We start from the raw sequence: 16,112 nt of genomic DNA, 5'->3' as shown, positions 1-16,112 counted from the left end.
ATACATGCAAGACGTCTCTGCGCAGAAAACCGTCCTCCTAATCGGCGCATCGCGCGGCCTCGGATTCGCCATGGTCGAGGAGTACCTCAAGCGTGGCTGGCGAGTGATCGCCACCGGGAGGCAAAGCTCGACAGACGAGCTGCGCCGGCTATCAGAAAGCACCGAGGGCGCGCTGGAAGTCGAAACCGTCGATATCACGCATCCCGATCAGGTCGCCGCGTTGCGCGGTCGTCTCAAGGATCGACGACTCGACGTTCTGTTCGTGAACGCGGGCGTCATCAACGACGTTCGCGAAACGATCGCCGATGTCTCGACCGAGGAATTCATCCGTGTGATGGTGACGAATTCGCTCAGTCCAATGAGAGTGATCGAGACGCTTCAAGATCTCGTTCATGCAAACGGAACGATTGGCGTGATGTCGTCGGGCCAAGGCAGTGTCGCGAACAACGTCAACGGGAATTTCGAGGTCTATCGGGGCAGCAAGGCCGCGCTCAATATGTTCATGCGCAGCTTTGCCGCGCGCCACGCGGATGACCCGCGAACCTTGTTGCTAATGGCGCCTGGCTGGGTACGAACGGACATGGGAGGACCCAACGCCCGTCTGAGCATCGATGAGAGCATCCCGAACCTGGTCAACACGATCGAGGCTTACGAAGGCCGCTCGGGATTGCATTACTTGGACTATCTGGGAAGAGTCGTTCCCTGGTGAGGAGCGGCGGCGAGCGCTGGCGCATCATCCGTCCGCTCCGATCGCTGGATTCGACCATCGATCAATCCTGCCCAGCGTTACTCGACCGACATGGCCTCATCCTCGGCCCACGCCGAATAGTCGCTATACCCACGCGCATCGCCACCAAACAAAGTGCTCGCGTCGAAATCGGCCAGCGGCAGACCTTGCTCCAGGCGGCGCGGCAGATCCGGGTTCGCAATGAACTTACGGCCGAACGCGACAAAGTCGGCATAGCCGTTCGACAACACCCAGTTCGCGCGCTCGAAGTCGTATTTGCCCGCCACGATGATCGGTCGCGAGAAGCGCTCGCGAAGCTCGCGCCGGAACGTTTCCGTGAATTGGGGCTCGTCGTCCCAGTCGGCTTCGACGAGATGCAGGTAAGCGATGCCACGCGCCTGCAGGAAGGTTGCGGCATCGAGGATCGTCGGCAGGATGTCGGGGCAAGCCATGCCGCGCGCGGTCAGGAACGGCGCGAGCCGAATCGCTGTACGCTCGGCGCCGATCTCATCCGCGATCGCGTCGATGACCTCTTTCAAGAACCGCAGCCGGTTCTCGCGCGAACCGCCGTATTCGTCAGTGCGGAGATTCGAGGTCGTGCGCAGAAATTGGTCGATCAGGTACCCGTTCGCGCCGTGAATTTCCACGCCGTCGAAGCCCGCTTTCATGGCGTTGCGCGCGGCCTGACGAAAGTCCTGCACGACCTGCCGCACTTCTTCCGTGGTGAGCGCGCGCGGCGTGGGCGAATCGACCATCGCGCCTTGTCCGGTCGCTGGATCGACTTTCCAGATCTGTCCATCGAATTCGACCGCCGAAGGCGCGACCGGCAACTCGCCGCCATGAAAGTCCGGATGCGACAGCCGACCCACGTGCCAAAGCTGCAGGAAAATGCGGCCGCCCTTCTCGTGCACGGCATCCGTGACGAGGCGCCAGCCCGCGATCTGTTCATCGCTGTGGATGCCTGGCGTAAACGAATAACCCTTGCCCTGCGGCGAAATCTGCGACGCTTCGGTCACGATCAACGCGGCCGACGCGCGCTGTGCATAGTAGATCGCATTGGTCCGGTTCGGCACGTCGCCCGGTTGCGTGCTGCGGGCGCGCGACATCGGCGCCATCACAACCCGGTGTTCGACATGGCGCCCCGCCAGCGTGGCGGAACTGAAAAGATCAACGTGGCTCATGGTAAGAATCGCTCGTGAAGTTGAATGAAGGGATACCGCTTGCAGTGGTGTCCATTCTGTTCACGCGCCGCGTTCTTGATAATTGGCCTCGTTATTGAAGGATCTTCAATCCAGACGGAAAAATGGAAGGTGACTGTCTGCTTACGCCCGCCGCGTCCCGCTGGATCAGCGAGACTGCGAACGCATCACCGATTCAGCGGCTTCCTGCACCTCCTCGCCCGCCCCCGCTTCGCGATCGAGCACCGCGCGCGCACGCTGCATATCGATCGCACGCTCCCAGCGCGCGACCGCGATCGTCGCGACGCCGTTGCCGATCAGGTTCGTCACCGCGCGCGCTTCGTTCAAGAAACGATCGACGCCCAGCAGCAGCACGAGCCCGGACACCGGAATCTTCTGCATCGAAGCGAGCGTCGCCGCCAGCGCGACGAAACCAGCGCCCGCGACCCCGGCCGAGCCCTTCGACGTCAGCAGCAGCACACCGAGCACGAGCAGCTGGTCCCAGATCGACAGATGAATGTTCATCGCCTGCGCCACGAAAATCGCCGCCATCGTCAGATAGATCGCGGTGCCGTCCGCGTTGAACGTGTAGCCGGTCGGCAGCACCATGCCGACTACCGGCTTCGTGCAGCCAAGCTTTTCGAGCTTGATCATCATCTGCGGCAGCACCGCTTCCGTCGAGGCCGTGCCGAACGTAATGAAGATTTCGTCCTTGATGTAACGCAGGAATTTCCACAGCGAAAGTCCGCACAGCCGCATCACGATGCCGAGCACGACCACCACGAACAGCACCGACGTCACATACAGCGCCAGCATCAGCTGGCCGAACGAGGCCAGCGTGCCGATGCCGTACTTGCCCACCGTGAACGCCATGCCGCCGAATGCGCCGATCGGCGCCGCGTACATCACGATGCGCACGACGCCGAACATCGCTTGCAGGAACATGTCGAGCATATCGACGAACGGCGCGGTGCGCGGCCCGAGCCGCGCCAGCGCGATCGCCAGCAGCACCGAAAAGAAGATCACCGGCAGCATCTCGCCGTTCGCAAATGCGCCGACGACGCTGTTCGGCACGATGCTCATGAAGAAATCGAGCATGCTGTGCTGATGCGCGCTGTGCGCGTACGAGCTGATCGCCGTGCTGTCGATGTGCGCCGGATCGATGTTCATGCCGCTGCCCGGCTTCAGCACGTTGACGACGACGAGGCCGATGCCGAGCGCGAGCGTCGATGCGACTTCGAAGTACAGCAGCGCTTTCACGCCGACGCGGCCCGCCTCGTGAATGTCGTTCATGCGAGCGATGCCGACCACGACCGACGCGAAGATGATCGGCGCGAGCAGCATGCGGATGAGGCGGATGAACAGGTCGCCGAGCGGTTTCATCTGCGAACCGAGGTCGGGGAAGAAGTGGCCGACGAGCACGCCGGCAATGATCCCGATCAGCACCTGGACATAAAGCTTAGACAAGTACTTCTTAAGGCTTGAGCCTTGCATGAGTGTGTCTCCTGTCGGGTGCCCCTGGCGCGTTGGCACTTAGGGCAACCCCATGCTTCGCATTGCACGGCGCCTTCTACGAACGCCTATGGTCGCTTCGAATCACGCCGTCAGCTTGCGCATTTCCGCGTAGAGGTCGGCCTTGCCTTCGAAGCCGATACCCGGCAGGTCCGGCATGGTGATATGTCCGTTGTCGACTTTGACGCCATCGGGAAACCCGCCGTACGGCTGGAACAGGTCCGGATAGGATTCGTTGCCGCCCAGCCCGAGACCCGCCGCGATATTGAGCGACATCTGATGGCCGCCATGCGGAATGCAGCGGCTCGCCGACCAGCCGTGCTGATGCAGCATCTCAAGCGTGCGCAGGTATTCGACGAGGCCATAGCTCAGCGCGCAGTCGAACTGCAGCCAATCGCGGTCCGCGCGCATGCCGCCGTAGCGGATCAGGTTGCGCGCGTCCTGCATCGAGAACAGGTCTTCGCCCGTCGCCATCGGCTTGTCGTAGTAGTTGCGCAAGGCAGCTTGCAGTTCGTAGTCGAGCGGATCGCCCGGCTCTTCGTACCAGAACAGGTCGTATTGCGAGAGCGCCTTCGCGTAGCGGATCGCGGTGTCGAGATCGAAGCGGCCGTTCGCATCGACAGCGAGCTTCTGACCGTCGCCGAGCACGCTCAGGATCGAATCGATGCGGCGCAGGTCTTCGTCGAGCGACGCCCCGCCGATTTTCTTCTTCACGACCGTATAGCCACGGTCGAGATAGCTGCGCATTTCGTCTTTCAGCTTCCCGTGGTCTTGGCCCGGGTAGTAGTAGCCGCCCGCTGCGTAGACGAATATCTTGCGGTTGGGCTGCCCGTTGCCGTAACGGTCGGCGAGGAGCTGGAACAGCGGCTTGCCTTCGATCTTGGCGACTGCGTCCCACACGGCCATGTCGATCGTGCCGATCGCGACCGAGCGCTCGCCGTGTCCACCCGGTTTCTCGTTCTTGAACATCGTCGCCCAGATCTTGTGCGGATCGAGGTTGTCGCCGGCATCGTTGACGAGCGAGGCCGGGTCCGCTTCCGTCAGACGCGGGATGAAGCGCTCGCGCATCAACGTGCCCTGCCCGTAGCGGCCGTTCGAGTTGAAGCCGTAGCCGACCATCGGCTTGCCGTCGCGAATCACGTCGGTGATCACGGCGACGAGGCTCAGCGTCATCTTGCTGAAGTCGATATAGGCATTGCGGATCGGGGAACTGATCGGGACAGTTTTCTCGCGGATTTCGACGATTTTCATGAAGTCTCCAGGGACACATCGCACGTTGGCGGGAGCCACATGCTTCGAGGAGCCGCTAGGTTAGGCGCGAAATCGAGCGGTATGATTCACTGAAAGTCACTTCTTTATTAACTTTCGGTGAAAACTGACATCGCCTCTCAACTGCAGTTTTTCGTGCTGCTTGCACGGCATGGGAATTTGTCGGCGGCGGCTCGCGAACTCGATCTGACGCCGCCCGCGGCGACCAAACGGCTGTCGCAAATGGAAACGCGGCTCGGCGTGCGGCTCGTGAACCGCACCACGCGCAGCATCAGCCTGACTGCCGAAGGCGAGACCTATTTGCATCACGCGACGCGCATCCTCGCCGAGATTCGCGAGATGGAAGACGCGGTCGCGTCGAGCCGCTCCGTGCCGCGCGGGCTCTTGCGCGTGAACGCGACGCTCGGGTTCGGACGCACGACGATTGCGCCGTTGGTATCGGAATTCGCGAAGCGCTATCCGCACGTCGAAGTGCAGCTGGACCTGACGGATCGGCCAGTCGATCTGGTCGAGAGCGGCATCGATCTGGCGATCCGCTTCGGCTCACTGCCCGACAAAAGGCTCAACGCGCGGCGCGTGATGTCGAACCGGCGCTTTCTGTGCGCGTCGCCCGCGTATCTGGCCCGACACGGGACCCCGGAGACGCTCGCCGACCTGGCCCACCATCACTGCATCGTGCACCGGCAAAACGACGATGCCCACGGCGTATGGCGACTCGTGCACGGCGATCACACCGAGGTCGTGAAGGTGCACGGCATGCTGTCGAGCAACGACGGCGACATCGTACTCGGCTGGGCGCTCGACGGTCACGGCATTCTCGTGCGCTCGGAATGGGATCTGGCGAAATATCTCGAGAGCGGGCGGCTGCGCGTCGTGTTGCCCGAATTCGTGCAGCCGTCCGCCGATCTCTTCGTCTACTACCCGAACAAGCGCAATCAGTCTGCACGCGCCCGAGCGTTCATCGATTTTCTGGTCGAGCGATTCAAGCATGTGGGGATAACGGCCGCGGCTTGAGCATCGAAGCCGGCTGCCCTCACCAGACATGCGGCACGAGCCGATACCGCACGCGCGACCGATACGCGTCATACCCCTCGAGCTGCTCCGCAAGCACGCCCTCTTCGCGCACCGCTCGATAGGCGAGCCCCGCCACGATTAGTGGCACGAAGGCGAGCCCCCACCACGACCCGAGCAACAGCGCCATGCCGACGAGATAAAAGATCGCGCACGAATACATCGGATGCCGAACGTAAGCGTACGGCCCCGTGTCGATCACCTTGTGTCCGCGCTCGCTTTGAATCTTGACGACCGGCGACGCGAAGCTGTTCTCGCGAAACACCATGCAAACGAAGAAGATGCTCCCGGCCATCAACGCGCCGCCGATGCCTTGCAGCCACGGCGACACCTCCGACCAGTGAAAGCGCCGCGCGTCGAGCCCCATTAGCACGAGCCACGCGATCCACGCCACGGCGGCACACATCATGAAGATCTGATCCCAGCGCTTCTGTCCGCGCTGCACGAATACCGTCATGCGCTCGGCGAGCAGCGCCGGATCGTGCTGGGCGAGCCAGATGCCCGAGGCGAAGCTGAGCAGCGTCATTTCGACGAGAAATGCCCAGCCGGCCGGCCATTGCGTGGTGCCGGCCGCGCCGAACAGCAGCGCGCCCATGATCACCACCCAGGCCAGCGTGTTGACGATGAGACGGGGAATCACGGCGCTAGCCCTCCTCGCGCACGGCGACGCGTTCGAACACATCGGCGACATCGATGCCCGAGAGATCGATATCGAAGCGCTCCGTCAGCTCGCGCTCGAGTTCGCGTGCGCTGCGGATCTTGTGCACCGTGCTGCTGCCGTCTTTGGCGCGCTCGGTCAGCGTGTCGTTGAAGAGCGTGACGCGTCCGGGCGGCAGCACCCGGCTCACGACCAGATTGTTCGTGAAGCGCGATTCGGGGTGCGCCGTCGTGTACCAGTTCGCGACTTCGTAGTCGATCCACTCCGCTTTCTGCGGCAGGAAGCGATACACCTTCGGGTAGCCCTCCGGCGTCCGCAGTTCGAGATCGAAGGCGCCCGTGGCCGACACGCTCAATCGAAACGACTCGAGACGCGTTTGCTGCACCACGTCCGGCACGAAACGCAGCGGCGACGTCAGCGTGACGCTGCCGAACCCGACGTCGGCGAGCCAGGCTTCATCGTTTATCTCAACCCGCAGCAGCATGTGCGAAAGCGCGGTGATCGCGTCCGGCGCCCGGCCCCAAAGCACCCGCGCGATATGCGGCGTCACGCGAAAACCGAGCTGCATCAGCACGTGCGCGAACAACGTGTTCTGCTCGAAGCAGTACCCGCCGCGACGGCGCTCGACCAGCTTCGCCACGACCGACGGCAGATCGACGAACACGCGGCGCCCGGTCAGCGGATCGAGATTCTCGAACGGGATGCGCTGCGGATGCAGCCATTGAAGTTCTTGAAGCACTTCGAGCGTCGGTGCACGCGGACCGGTGTAGCCGATGCGTTCGAAATAGCGGTCGAGATCGAGCGGTGGATGCTCCTGCGTCATCTAATCCCCCTAATCAATGTAATGCGAACCGTATCGAATCCAGTTCAGGCTACCTCAGTTCGGACGAATGCGCGCAGCCCGCGAAGCCTATGACAAGGGCGATCCGCTGCTTCGATATTTTCATTTTTATTACGTTTAAATTTCATTTTTATTGTTATGAACTAGCCAATTTGAAGCACTTCGTAAATTCAAGCATTACGCCCTAGTAATATGGATGCGAATCATTCGCATTTGTATTGACGATGCCATTCCGCATGAGTACGATCTCGTAATTCGCTGTATTGCTCGGCCGTTCTGTACGGCAGCACATAAGAGCGATTCGCCACAGACCGCCAAGACAAGAATCGCCAACCTTGGCTACCTGCCAGATCTAACAACAAAGGACTCCGATGAAGCTTGCTTCGTCCATCGCGCGCGTCGCCAAGAAGGGTTCGTACGGGGATGCGCCGCGTGGCGCACATCTACCTTCGCGTTTGCCTGCGCTCCGCCGCCTTGCGATTCACACGGCTTTCGCTTGCGCTTCGATTGCAAGCACCTCCGCGGTTCATGCCCAAAGCTCGGATGCTACAGAAGCGCCCGAAGCCGACCTCAAGATTCAAGCGCAGCCGACCAACCAATGGACCGGCCTGTGGACCCGCCAGAATCTGCTCGGCGACATCGGCGGCCTGCGTCCGTGGCTCAACAAGTACGGTATCAGTTTCGGCCTCCAGGAAACGAGCGAATACCTCTACAACACGCGCGGCGGCCTCGGCACGGGCGGCACGTATGACGGCTTGACGACGATGTCGTTGCAAGCCGATACGCAAAAGGCGTTCGGCTTGCCGGGCGGCCTGTTCAACATCAGCGCGCTGCAGATTCATGGCACCAACCTCTCCACGCGCTATCTCGGCACGCTGAATACGGCGAGCGGCATCGAAGCGCAAGACACGACGCGCCTGTGGGAGATGTGGTACCAGCAGTCGTTCCTCAACAAGAAGGTCGACGTCAAGGTCGGCCAGCAGAGTCTCGACCAGGAGTTCATGGTCAGCTCGTACGCGGCCACCTTCGTCAACACGATGTTCGGCTGGCCGGGCCTGCCCTCGTACGACATGCCGAACGGCGGCCCCGCCTACCCGCTCGCCGACCTTGGCGTGCGCGTGCGCGCGCAGATCACGCCGTCCGTGACGGTGCTGGCCGGCGTGTTCGACAGCGACCCGCTCGGCAACGATCAGACCAACCTGAGCGGCACGAACTTCAACCTGCACAACGGCGCGCTCTATATCGGCGAAGTGCAGTATGCGATCAACCAGCCCGGCGACGGCGCGATGGAAATGCCGGGCGACGCGAAGAGCGGCAGCGGCGGCCTGCCCGGCACCTACAAGCTCGGCGTTTGGTACAACAACGAGACCTTCGCCGATCAGTTGCAAGACGGTACGACGCACCGTGGCGACTACAGCTTCTACGCCGTGGCCGACCAGATGGTGTGGCGCCCCGACCCGGACTCGCCGCGCAGCCTCGGCGTATTCGCGCGCGTGATGGGCGCGCCCGGCGACCGCAACGAAGTGAGCGTCAGCGCGAACGCCGGCATCGTGATGAAAGCGCCGTTCAAGGGGCGCGACAACGACAGCGTCGGCCTCGGCCTCGCCTACATCAAGGTCGGCAACCACGCCACCGCTTTCGACGTGAACAACGGCTTCGTGCCGCGCGGCAGCGAAACGGCGCTCGAAGCCACTTATCAGTATCAAGTCACGCCGTGGTGGCAGTTGCAGGCCGACGCGCAATACACGTTCAACGCGGGCGCGGGCCAGAACCCGAACAACCAAACGCAAGCGTTGCGCAACACGTTCGTGATCGGCATGCGCACCAACATCACGTTCTGAGGCTTCAGGCACCAGCACTTTTTCGCAATCGACGACTGACGGCGGTACAAACATGAAACCACTCTCGCTTACGAAATCCGGCGCACGCGTCGCGCTCGCGGCAGCCGCCGCGGCGGCCGCGCTCGCCGGCGCGCAGGCGGCCTACGCGGAACCGCAAGGCTTCCTCGAAACCGTCCACAAGCACACGACGCTCATCAACACGGTGCCCGACAACGGCGACCAGAACCCGTACGCGATCGCGGTCGCGCCGGTGACCTCGGGCGCGTTCAAGAAGGGCGACGTGCTGGTCGACAACTTCAACAATTCGGCCAACCTGCAAGGCACCGGCAGCACGATCGTCGACTATCACCCCGACACCAAGCAGATGACGACGTTCGCGACGATTCCGCGCGACTTGAAGGAATGCCCGGGCGGGATCGGCTTGTCGACGGCGATGACGGTGCTGAAGTCGGGCTGGGTGATCGTCGGCAGCACGCCGAGCAATGACGGCACCACGTCGACCAAAGGCGCCGGCTGCCTGATCGTGCTCGACAACCAGGGCAAGGTCGTCTCGACGATCACCGGCGAAAACATCAACGACCCGTGGGGCAACATGGCCGTCGTCGACAACGGCGACACTGCGACGCTGTTCATCTCGATGGCGGGCTTCGGCGTCGGCCGCGCGGATGCGGTCGGCCCCGACGGCGACCCGCCCGTGTTCAAGCAGGCCACGGTGCTGCGTGTCGACCTCGACGTGCCCGCCGGCAAGCCGCCGGTCGTCAAGAAGCAGACGGTGGTCGCGAGCGGCTTCGGCGCGCAGGCCGACAAGGGCGTGTTCCTGGTCGGACCGACCGGCCTCGCCCTGTCCGCCGACCGCAAGCTGCTCTACGTGTCGGATGCGATCGGCAACCGCGTCAACGTCATCGAAGATCCGCTCACGCGCGATTTCAGCGCGGGCGTCGGCCGCCAGCTCACCGCCGACGGCCTCCTGCACCGCCCGCTCGCGATGGATACGGCGCCCAACGGCCACCTGCTGGTCACGAACGCGCTGAACGGCCAGGTCGTCGAGATCGACCCGGCTTCCGGCAAGCAGATCTACGCGCGCTGGATCGACACCGACAAGGCCCAATCGCCCCCGGGCAACGGCGACTTGTTCGGCCTCGTCATGACGCCCGAAGGCGACGGTTTCTACTACGTCCAAGACGACGTGAACACTCTGGTACTGGCGAAATAACATGACCGACGATACCAAGCCGCCGCAGTGCCCGATGCGGCGTGGCTTCCTCAAAGCGAGCGGCGCCGCGGTAGCGGCCGGCGCGACGCTGGGAGCCGCGCTCGGCACGAGCGCCGCGAACGCGGCACAGACCCCATCGGGGTCCGCGCACAAGCCCACGCATGACGGCGCGCACGCGGACGATCCGCAATTCGCGGTGGAGCCCTTTTACGGCGTCCACCAAGGCGGCGTCGTCACGCCGCAGCAGGCGCATACGTACGTGGCCGCGTTCGATCTGACGACGACCAAACGCGAAGACGTGATCGCGCTGTTGCGCGCATGGACCGATGCCGCCGCGCGCCTCACGCGCGGCCAAACGGCCCAGCCGTTGCCCACGGCCGACGACAAGCCCGCGCCCGATTCGGGCGACGTGCTCGGTCTCGGCGCGGCCGGCCTCACGATCACGTTCGGCTTCGGCCCAGGTCTCTTCACGAAAGACGGCAAGGACCGCTACGGTCTCGCCGACAAGCGCCCCGCCGCGCTCGTCGACTTGCCGCGCTTCAACGGCGACCAATTGGTGCCGGAGAAATCGAGCGGCGACCTCTACATCCAGGCCTGCGCGAACGACCAGCAAGTCGCCTTCCACGCGGTGCGCCAGCTCGCGCGCATGGGCTACGGCAACCTGCAGATGCGCTGGGGCCAGGCCGGTTTCCTGTCGGGCCCGAAGGGGCAGACCGCGCGTAACCTGATGGGCTTCAAGGACGGCACGAACAATCCGCCCACCAAAGACCCCGCGCTGATGAACCAGTTCATCTGGGCCGGCGACGAAGGCCCGGCGTGGATGAAGAACGGCACCTACGCCGTGTTCCGCCGCATCCGCATCACGATCGAGCACTGGGACCAGATGGAAGTCGGCTTCCAGGAATCGGTGTTCGGGCGCCACAAGTACAGCGGCGCGCCGATCGGCAAGAAGAACGAGTTCGACGAGCTCGATCTCGACGCCCAGGACAAGGACGGCAATGCGCTGATCCCCGACAACTCGCACGTGCGCCTGTCGACGGCCGCGACGAACAACGGCCAGCGCATTCTGCGCCGCTCGTATTCGTACAACGACAGCACGAATTTCTACATCGAACGCTGGCCGCCATGGCGTCAGGAAACGGAGTACGATGCCGGGCTGATTTTCATCGCGCACCAGCGCGACCCGCGCACCGGCTTTATTCCGATCAATGAGAAGCTCGCGAAGCTCGACATGATGAACCAGTTCACGACGCACGTCGGCAGCGCGATCTTCGCGATCCCGCCGGGCGCGAAGGAAGGTTCGTTTATCGGCGCGGAGCTGTTCGAGGCTTGACAGACGTCACCGCGACGCCAACAAACACAGATATTCGAAGAGGATTTTGGATCATGGCAGGTGTGAAGTTCGGTACCCGGCTCGCCGCAATCGGCGGCGCAGCGGCACTCGCATTGGCGACACTCGGCGCGCTGCCGACGGCAGCGCACGCCGCCTCGCTCACGCTCTACAGCGCGCAGCACGAGCAAGTCGTCGACATGCTCACGAAGGACTTTGAAAAGCAAACCGGCATCTCGGTGAAGGTGCGCAACGGTGAAGGCCCCGCGCTCGCCGCCCAGCTCGTGGCCGAAGGCGGCGCCACGCCGGCCGACGTCTACTTCACCGAAAACTCGCCCGAACTCGTGCTGCTCAGCGAGAAGGGCCTGCTCGGCAAGGTCGACGCTTCGACGCTCGCGATCACCCCCGCGCGCTACAACGCGCCGCAAGGCGACTGGGTCGGCGTGCTCGCACGCGAAAACGTGCTCGCGTACAACACGGCGAAGCTCCAGCCGTCGCAACTGCCCGCCTCGCTGATGGATCTCGCCAAGCCCGAGTGGAAGGGCAAGGTCGGCATCGCGCCGTCCGACGCGGACTTCCTGCCGGTCGTCTCGGCTGTGCTCGCCGAAAAAGGCGAAGCCGCGACGCTCGCGTGGCTGAAGGGCCTGAAGACGAACTCGCAGATCTTCGACGACGACGAAGGCGTGGTCGCCGCCGTCAATCGCGGCGCGGTCGCGACGGGCGTGGTCAACAACTACTACTGGGCGCGCTTGCACGCCGAACTCGGCGACAAGGGCACCAAGAGCGCGGTCTATCACTTCGGCAATGGCGACATCGGCGGGCTGATCAACGTGTCGGGCGCGGCGGTGCTCAAGGCATCGCACAACACCGATGCCGCGCAGAAGTTCCTCGCCTATCTCGTGAGCGAACGTGCGCAGAAGCTGATCGCCGGCAGCCACATCAGTTTCGAATATCCGCTGCGCGCAGGCGTGGCGCCCGATCCGATCCTGAAGCCGTTCAACGAACTGTCGCCGCCGGCGCTCACGCTCGAGCAACTCGGCGACGACAGCAAGGCCGGCAAACTGCTTCGCCAAGCTGGACTGCTGTAATGAACGATGATTGTTCGCTGGGAGGCTGAATGAGCAACGCCGCCGTAGCGGTCACGCCATCTCCCGAAGCCGCGGCGCGCGCCCGAAGGCGCTCGCCGCGGGGGCTCCTCGCGGCCGCCGCCATCGGCGCGCTGCTGGTCCTGATGCCGCTCGCGTTCACGGTTTACCGTGCCGCGAGCTTCGGTCTTTCTGACGCCGAGGAGTTGGTGTTCCGCCCGCTCGTCGGCGAACTGCTGCTCAATACGCTGTTGATCACCGTGACGGCGACGCTCGCGTCCGCCGTGCTCGGCACCGCCGCCGCGTGGTTCATCGAACGCACTCACCTGCCGGGACGCCGCGTGTGGGCGCTCTTGATGGCCGCGCCGCTCGCGATGCCCGCGTTCATCACGAGCTATGCGTGGGTCTCGCTGTCGCTCGATTTGCAGGACTTCACGGGCGCCCTGCTCGTCATCACGTCGACGTATTTTCCGCTCGTTTATTTGCCGGTCGCCGCCGCATTGCGCGGCATGGACCCGGCCCTCGAAGAAAGCGCGCGCTCGCTCGGCTGCGGACGCTGGTCGACCTTCGTGCGCGTCGTGCTGCCGCAATTGCGTCCGGCGCTCCTCGGCGGGATGTTGCTCGTCGCGCTCGGCGTGCTGTCCGAGTTCGGCGCGTTTTCGCTGTTGCGTTTTCGCACCTTCACGACCGAGATCTACGCCGAGTACCGCACCAGCTTCGACGGCGGCGGCGCGTCGATCTTCGCGTCGCTGCTCATGACGATGTGTCTCGTGTGCCTCGTGCTCGAAGTCCGCGTGCGCGGCAAGGCGCGCTACGAGCGCGTCGATCGCGGCGCGCGCCGCGCGGCGCAGCGCTATCCGTTGGGCACGGCGCGCTGGCCCGTCGTCGCGGGCTTCGCGGCCGTGGTCATCGCGACGCTCGGCGTGCCGCTCGGCATGATCGCCTACTGGCTCACGCAGCCGGGCGCGGCCGCCGTCACGCCCGCCGACGTCTCGCCTGAGCTGCTCTGGAACGCGGCCACGGCTTCGCTCGGCTTCGGCGCCGCCGCCGCGCTCGTGACGACGCTGCTCGCGCTGCCGCTAGCGTATCTGCTCGTGCGCTATCCGGGCCGGATCGCGACGCTCTTCGAGCGCACCGTGTTCATCGCGCAAGGCATGCCGGGCCTCGTGATCGCGCTCGCGATCGTATCGCTCGCCGTGCGCTTCCTGTTGCCGCTCTATCAGAGCGCGACGCTGCTCGTCGTCGCGTACGCGATCCTGTTCCTGCCGCTCGCGCTCGTGAGCGTGCGCGCCGCGCTGATGCAGTCGCAACCGCGTCTCGAAGAGACTTCGCGCGCGCTCGGCCTCAACGCCCTGCAAACCATGTGGCGCGTGCTGCTGCCCCTCGCGGGGCCGGGCCTCGGCTCGGCTGCGGCGATGGTGTTCATCTCCGTCGTCACCGAATTGAACGCGACGCTGCTGCTCTCGCCGATCGGCACGCAAACGCTCGCCACGCGCGTGTGGACCGACACCTCGGCGCTCGCGTTCGCGGCCGCCGCGCCCTACGCCGCGCTGCTCGTCGGCATCTCGCTCCTGGCGTCGGGCGTGCTGTTCGCGCTGCTCGGCAAATCGGCGGTGCTCGAGCGTTGATTAAGGACGCGCCGGGAGAGCGGCGCCGGCGAACGAATTACGAATAGAGTCTCATCGATGAGCAATCTGAACATCAGCGGCTTGAAAAAGTCGTTCAACGGCACGGCGGTGCTGCACGGCATCGACCTGACGGTCAAGAGCGGCACGCTGCTCGCGCTGCTGGGACCGTCGGGCAGCGGCAAGACCACGCTCTTGCGCGTGCTGTGCGGCTTCGAGGAAGCCGACGCCGGAACGGTCGAGATCGACGGCCGGCGCGTGGTGGGTCCCGGCCTGCACATGCCCTCGGAGCAGCGCCGCATCGGCTACGTGCCGCAGGAAGGCGCCCTGTTCCCGCACTTGTCCGTGGCCGACAACATCGTGTTCGGCCTGCCGCGCACGCTGCGCCGCGCGCGCCATCGCGTGGACGAATTGCTCGAGCTCGTGGGCTTGCCCGCCTCGTATGCCGAGCGCGCGCCGCAGCAGCTCTCGGGCGGCCAGCAGCAGCGCGTCGCGCTGGCGCGCGCGCTCGCGCCGTCGCCGACGCTCGTGATGCTCGACGAGCCGTTCTCGTCGCTCGACGCGGCGCTGCGCATCGAAACGCGCCAAGCGGTCGCCGATGCGCTCGCGGCTGCGGGCGCGACAGCCGTGCTCGTCACGCACGATCAATCGGAAGCGCTGTCGCTTGGGCATGAAGTGGCGGTGCTGTGGCGCGGCAAGCTGATCCAGACCGCGACGCCCGAAGCGCTCTACCGGCGGCCGGTGTCGCGCGAGTTGGCGTCGTTCGTCGGGGAAGCGGTGTTGTTGCCCGGGGTGGCGGCGCGCGATGCGGTGGACTGCCAGCTCGGGATGCTGAAGCTCGCGGCGCCGGCGAACGCCGGGCCGGTCGATGTGATGGTGCGGCCGGAGCAGATACGTATTTTGCCGGCCGAGGCGGCCACTGCAGGCGCTCTCGCGCAGGGAGAAGCGTCATTGCATGCGGCGACGGTGCGCGAAGTCGCGTTCTTCGGCCAGGATGCAAGCATCGGCCTCATGCTCGACGCGGCGCCGGATGTCGCGATCCGGGCGCGCGTGCCCGGATATTTGAGTCCGCAGGTCGGCGACAAGGTGAGCGTCGCCGTCGATGGGGAAGTTACGGCGTATCCGCGTGGGTGAGCTGGGTTGTACACGCTAGGCTTGCGCTTGCGGCCACGTCAAAGGCCAATGCATCAGGACGATTCCATAATCGAACGCTCCACGAAGTGCCACCGCTCCGATTCAGGATTGAACATCGCCAAATGGCGGCTCGTCACGTCCTGCATGCCGGTCTCCATCCATAGCGAACTGACTGCGTTTTCAGCCGCCCGTGTGCAGCGATCCTCATCCCAAGTACTCAGCGCCTCCAGCGTTTCGCGCCATGCAAACAAGCCTGCTGACTCATGCAGCTTGTCCAATTCCAAGAGCGTGCCCTCGTCGACCTCGAATCGGTGTGGCTCATCGCTGGCCGACGTGATCTGTATCCGCCCCCACATGCGGGGCATTCCATTTAGTCGCGTCAGCAACCTTCCTCGATAAGCCGACCACGCGAGATGCAGGTGCGCAACCCGCCACCGGCCGGAGCCCTCGTGAAACCACCGACAGTCGATGTTCGACGCACGCATCACGTAAAACCGCCGCCCCGGTTTCAGCTGCCAGATTGCTTCGATTCGCGCGTCGATAGGCGAGAGAAAGCACCGTATCGCTCGCCCTTCCGGAAGGTCGTCCAACATGGGTGAAACCGTACCCGGCTCGCTTTCGGCATAAA

The 16,112-nt window shown here is 64.2% G+C and carries 14 protein-coding genes; 8 read left to right on the top strand and 6 right to left on the bottom strand.

Annotated features, from left to right (window positions below):
• Nucleotides 1–4: 4 nt before the first annotated feature.
• Nucleotides 5–709, top strand: a complete 705-nt coding sequence (locus tag AAHK20_RS18005; RefSeq protein WP_449182978.1) for an SDR family NAD(P)-dependent oxidoreductase — start codon at nt 5–7, stop codon at nt 707–709.
• A 77-nt stretch (nt 710–786) separates the two neighbouring features.
• Here the strand turns inward: AAHK20_RS18005 and AAHK20_RS18000 are convergent, their stop codons facing one another.
• The 3 genes from AAHK20_RS18000 to AAHK20_RS17990 form a co-directional block, all read right to left on the bottom strand.
• On the bottom strand, nt 787–1,908 hold the full coding sequence (locus AAHK20_RS18000; RefSeq protein ID WP_449182856.1) for an alkene reductase: 1,122 nt from the start codon (nt 1,906–1,908) through the stop codon (nt 787–789).
• Nucleotides 1,909–2,073: 165 nt separating this feature from the next.
• Nucleotides 2,074–3,399, bottom strand: a complete 1,326-nt coding sequence (gene dctA / locus AAHK20_RS17995) for a C4-dicarboxylate transporter DctA (RefSeq protein ID WP_449182855.1) — start codon at nt 3,397–3,399, stop codon at nt 2,074–2,076.
• Between the two features lie 102 nt (nt 3,400–3,501).
• Nucleotides 3,502–4,668, bottom strand: coding sequence for a mandelate racemase/muconate lactonizing enzyme family protein (locus AAHK20_RS17990; protein WP_449182854.1), 1,167 nt, complete (start codon nt 4,666–4,668; stop codon nt 3,502–3,504).
• A 117-nt stretch (nt 4,669–4,785) separates the two neighbouring features.
• Between AAHK20_RS17990 and AAHK20_RS17985 the strand changes: the two genes are divergently transcribed.
• The gene (locus tag AAHK20_RS17985; RefSeq protein ID WP_449182853.1) at nt 4,786–5,700 is read left to right on the top strand and encodes a LysR family transcriptional regulator; all 915 of its coding nucleotides are present in this window, start codon (nt 4,786–4,788) and stop codon (nt 5,698–5,700) included.
• Nucleotides 5,701–5,719: 19 nt separating this feature from the next.
• Here the strand turns inward: AAHK20_RS17985 and AAHK20_RS17980 are convergent, their stop codons facing one another.
• Nucleotides 5,720–6,397, bottom strand: a complete 678-nt coding sequence (locus AAHK20_RS17980) for a methyltransferase family protein (protein WP_449182852.1) — start codon at nt 6,395–6,397, stop codon at nt 5,720–5,722.
• Between the two features lie 4 nt (nt 6,398–6,401).
• A complete protein-coding gene (locus tag AAHK20_RS17975; protein WP_449182851.1) occupies nt 6,402–7,238 on the bottom strand; it encodes an arylamine N-acetyltransferase family protein in 837 nt (278 codons plus the stop codon).
• A 389-nt stretch (nt 7,239–7,627) separates the two neighbouring features.
• On the opposite strand from AAHK20_RS17975, the gene AAHK20_RS17970 reads away from it, so the two are divergent.
• From AAHK20_RS17970 to AAHK20_RS17945, 6 genes are read left to right on the top strand one after another with little or no spacing between them, the layout of a single operon-like run.
• The gene (locus AAHK20_RS17970) at nt 7,628–9,097 is read left to right on the top strand and encodes a carbohydrate porin (protein ID WP_449182850.1); all 1,470 of its coding nucleotides are present in this window, start codon (nt 7,628–7,630) and stop codon (nt 9,095–9,097) included.
• A 52-nt stretch (nt 9,098–9,149) separates the two neighbouring features.
• On the top strand, nt 9,150–10,310 hold the full coding sequence (locus AAHK20_RS17965; RefSeq protein ID WP_449182849.1) for an NHL repeat-containing protein: 1,161 nt from the start codon (nt 9,150–9,152) through the stop codon (nt 10,308–10,310).
• A gap of 1 nt (nt 10,311) precedes the next feature.
• Nucleotides 10,312–11,643 carry an iron uptake transporter deferrochelatase/peroxidase subunit gene (gene efeB / locus AAHK20_RS17960; RefSeq protein ID WP_449182848.1) on the top strand — a complete coding sequence of 444 codons (1,332 nt, stop codon included), beginning with the start codon at nt 10,312–10,314 and terminating at the stop codon, nt 11,641–11,643.
• A 53-nt stretch (nt 11,644–11,696) separates the two neighbouring features.
• Nucleotides 11,697–12,728, top strand: a complete 1,032-nt coding sequence (locus tag AAHK20_RS17955) for an iron ABC transporter substrate-binding protein (protein ID WP_449182847.1) — start codon at nt 11,697–11,699, stop codon at nt 12,726–12,728.
• A gap of 29 nt (nt 12,729–12,757) precedes the next feature.
• The gene (locus AAHK20_RS17950; protein ID WP_449182846.1) at nt 12,758–14,353 is read left to right on the top strand and encodes an ABC transporter permease; all 1,596 of its coding nucleotides are present in this window, start codon (nt 12,758–12,760) and stop codon (nt 14,351–14,353) included.
• Nucleotides 14,354–14,410: 57 nt separating this feature from the next.
• Nucleotides 14,411–15,484, top strand: coding sequence for an ABC transporter ATP-binding protein (locus tag AAHK20_RS17945; protein WP_449182845.1), 1,074 nt, complete (start codon nt 14,411–14,413; stop codon nt 15,482–15,484).
• A gap of 53 nt (nt 15,485–15,537) precedes the next feature.
• Here AAHK20_RS17945 and AAHK20_RS17940 read toward each other — a convergent pair whose 3' ends face one another.
• Nucleotides 15,538–16,077 carry a hypothetical protein gene (locus AAHK20_RS17940; protein WP_449182844.1) on the bottom strand — a complete coding sequence of 180 codons (540 nt, stop codon included), beginning with the start codon at nt 16,075–16,077 and terminating at the stop codon, nt 15,538–15,540.
• Nucleotides 16,078–16,112 lie beyond the last annotated feature (35 nt).

Source organism: Trinickia camelliae (assembly GCF_053525655.1).
This window is presented reverse-complemented; position numbering and strand designations above follow the sequence as displayed.

Coding starts and splice junctions, on each gene's coding strand:
- AAHK20_RS18005 (WP_449182978.1), top strand. CDS start 5: ATGCAAGACGTCTCTGCGCAGAAAACCGTCCTCCTAATCGGCGCATCG.
- AAHK20_RS18000 (WP_449182856.1), bottom strand. CDS start 1,908: ATGAGCCACGTTGATCTTTTCAGTTCCGCCACGCTGGCGGGGCGCCAT.
- dctA (WP_449182855.1), bottom strand. CDS start 3,399: ATGCAAGGCTCAAGCCTTAAGAAGTACTTGTCTAAGCTTTATGTCCAG.
- AAHK20_RS17990 (WP_449182854.1), bottom strand. CDS start 4,668: ATGAAAATCGTCGAAATCCGCGAGAAAACTGTCCCGATCAGTTCCCCG.
- AAHK20_RS17975 (WP_449182851.1), bottom strand. CDS start 7,238: ATGACGCAGGAGCATCCACCGCTCGATCTCGACCGCTATTTCGAACGC.
- AAHK20_RS17970 (WP_449182850.1), top strand. CDS start 7,628: ATGAAGCTTGCTTCGTCCATCGCGCGCGTCGCCAAGAAGGGTTCGTAC.
- AAHK20_RS17965 (WP_449182849.1), top strand. CDS start 9,150: ATGAAACCACTCTCGCTTACGAAATCCGGCGCACGCGTCGCGCTCGCG.
- efeB (WP_449182848.1), top strand. CDS start 10,312: ATGACCGACGATACCAAGCCGCCGCAGTGCCCGATGCGGCGTGGCTTC.
- AAHK20_RS17955 (WP_449182847.1), top strand. CDS start 11,697: ATGGCAGGTGTGAAGTTCGGTACCCGGCTCGCCGCAATCGGCGGCGCA.
- AAHK20_RS17950 (WP_449182846.1), top strand. CDS start 12,758: ATGAGCAACGCCGCCGTAGCGGTCACGCCATCTCCCGAAGCCGCGGCG.
- AAHK20_RS17945 (WP_449182845.1), top strand. CDS start 14,411: ATGAGCAATCTGAACATCAGCGGCTTGAAAAAGTCGTTCAACGGCACG.
- AAHK20_RS17940 (WP_449182844.1), bottom strand. CDS start 16,077: ATGTTGGACGACCTTCCGGAAGGGCGAGCGATACGGTGCTTTCTCTCG.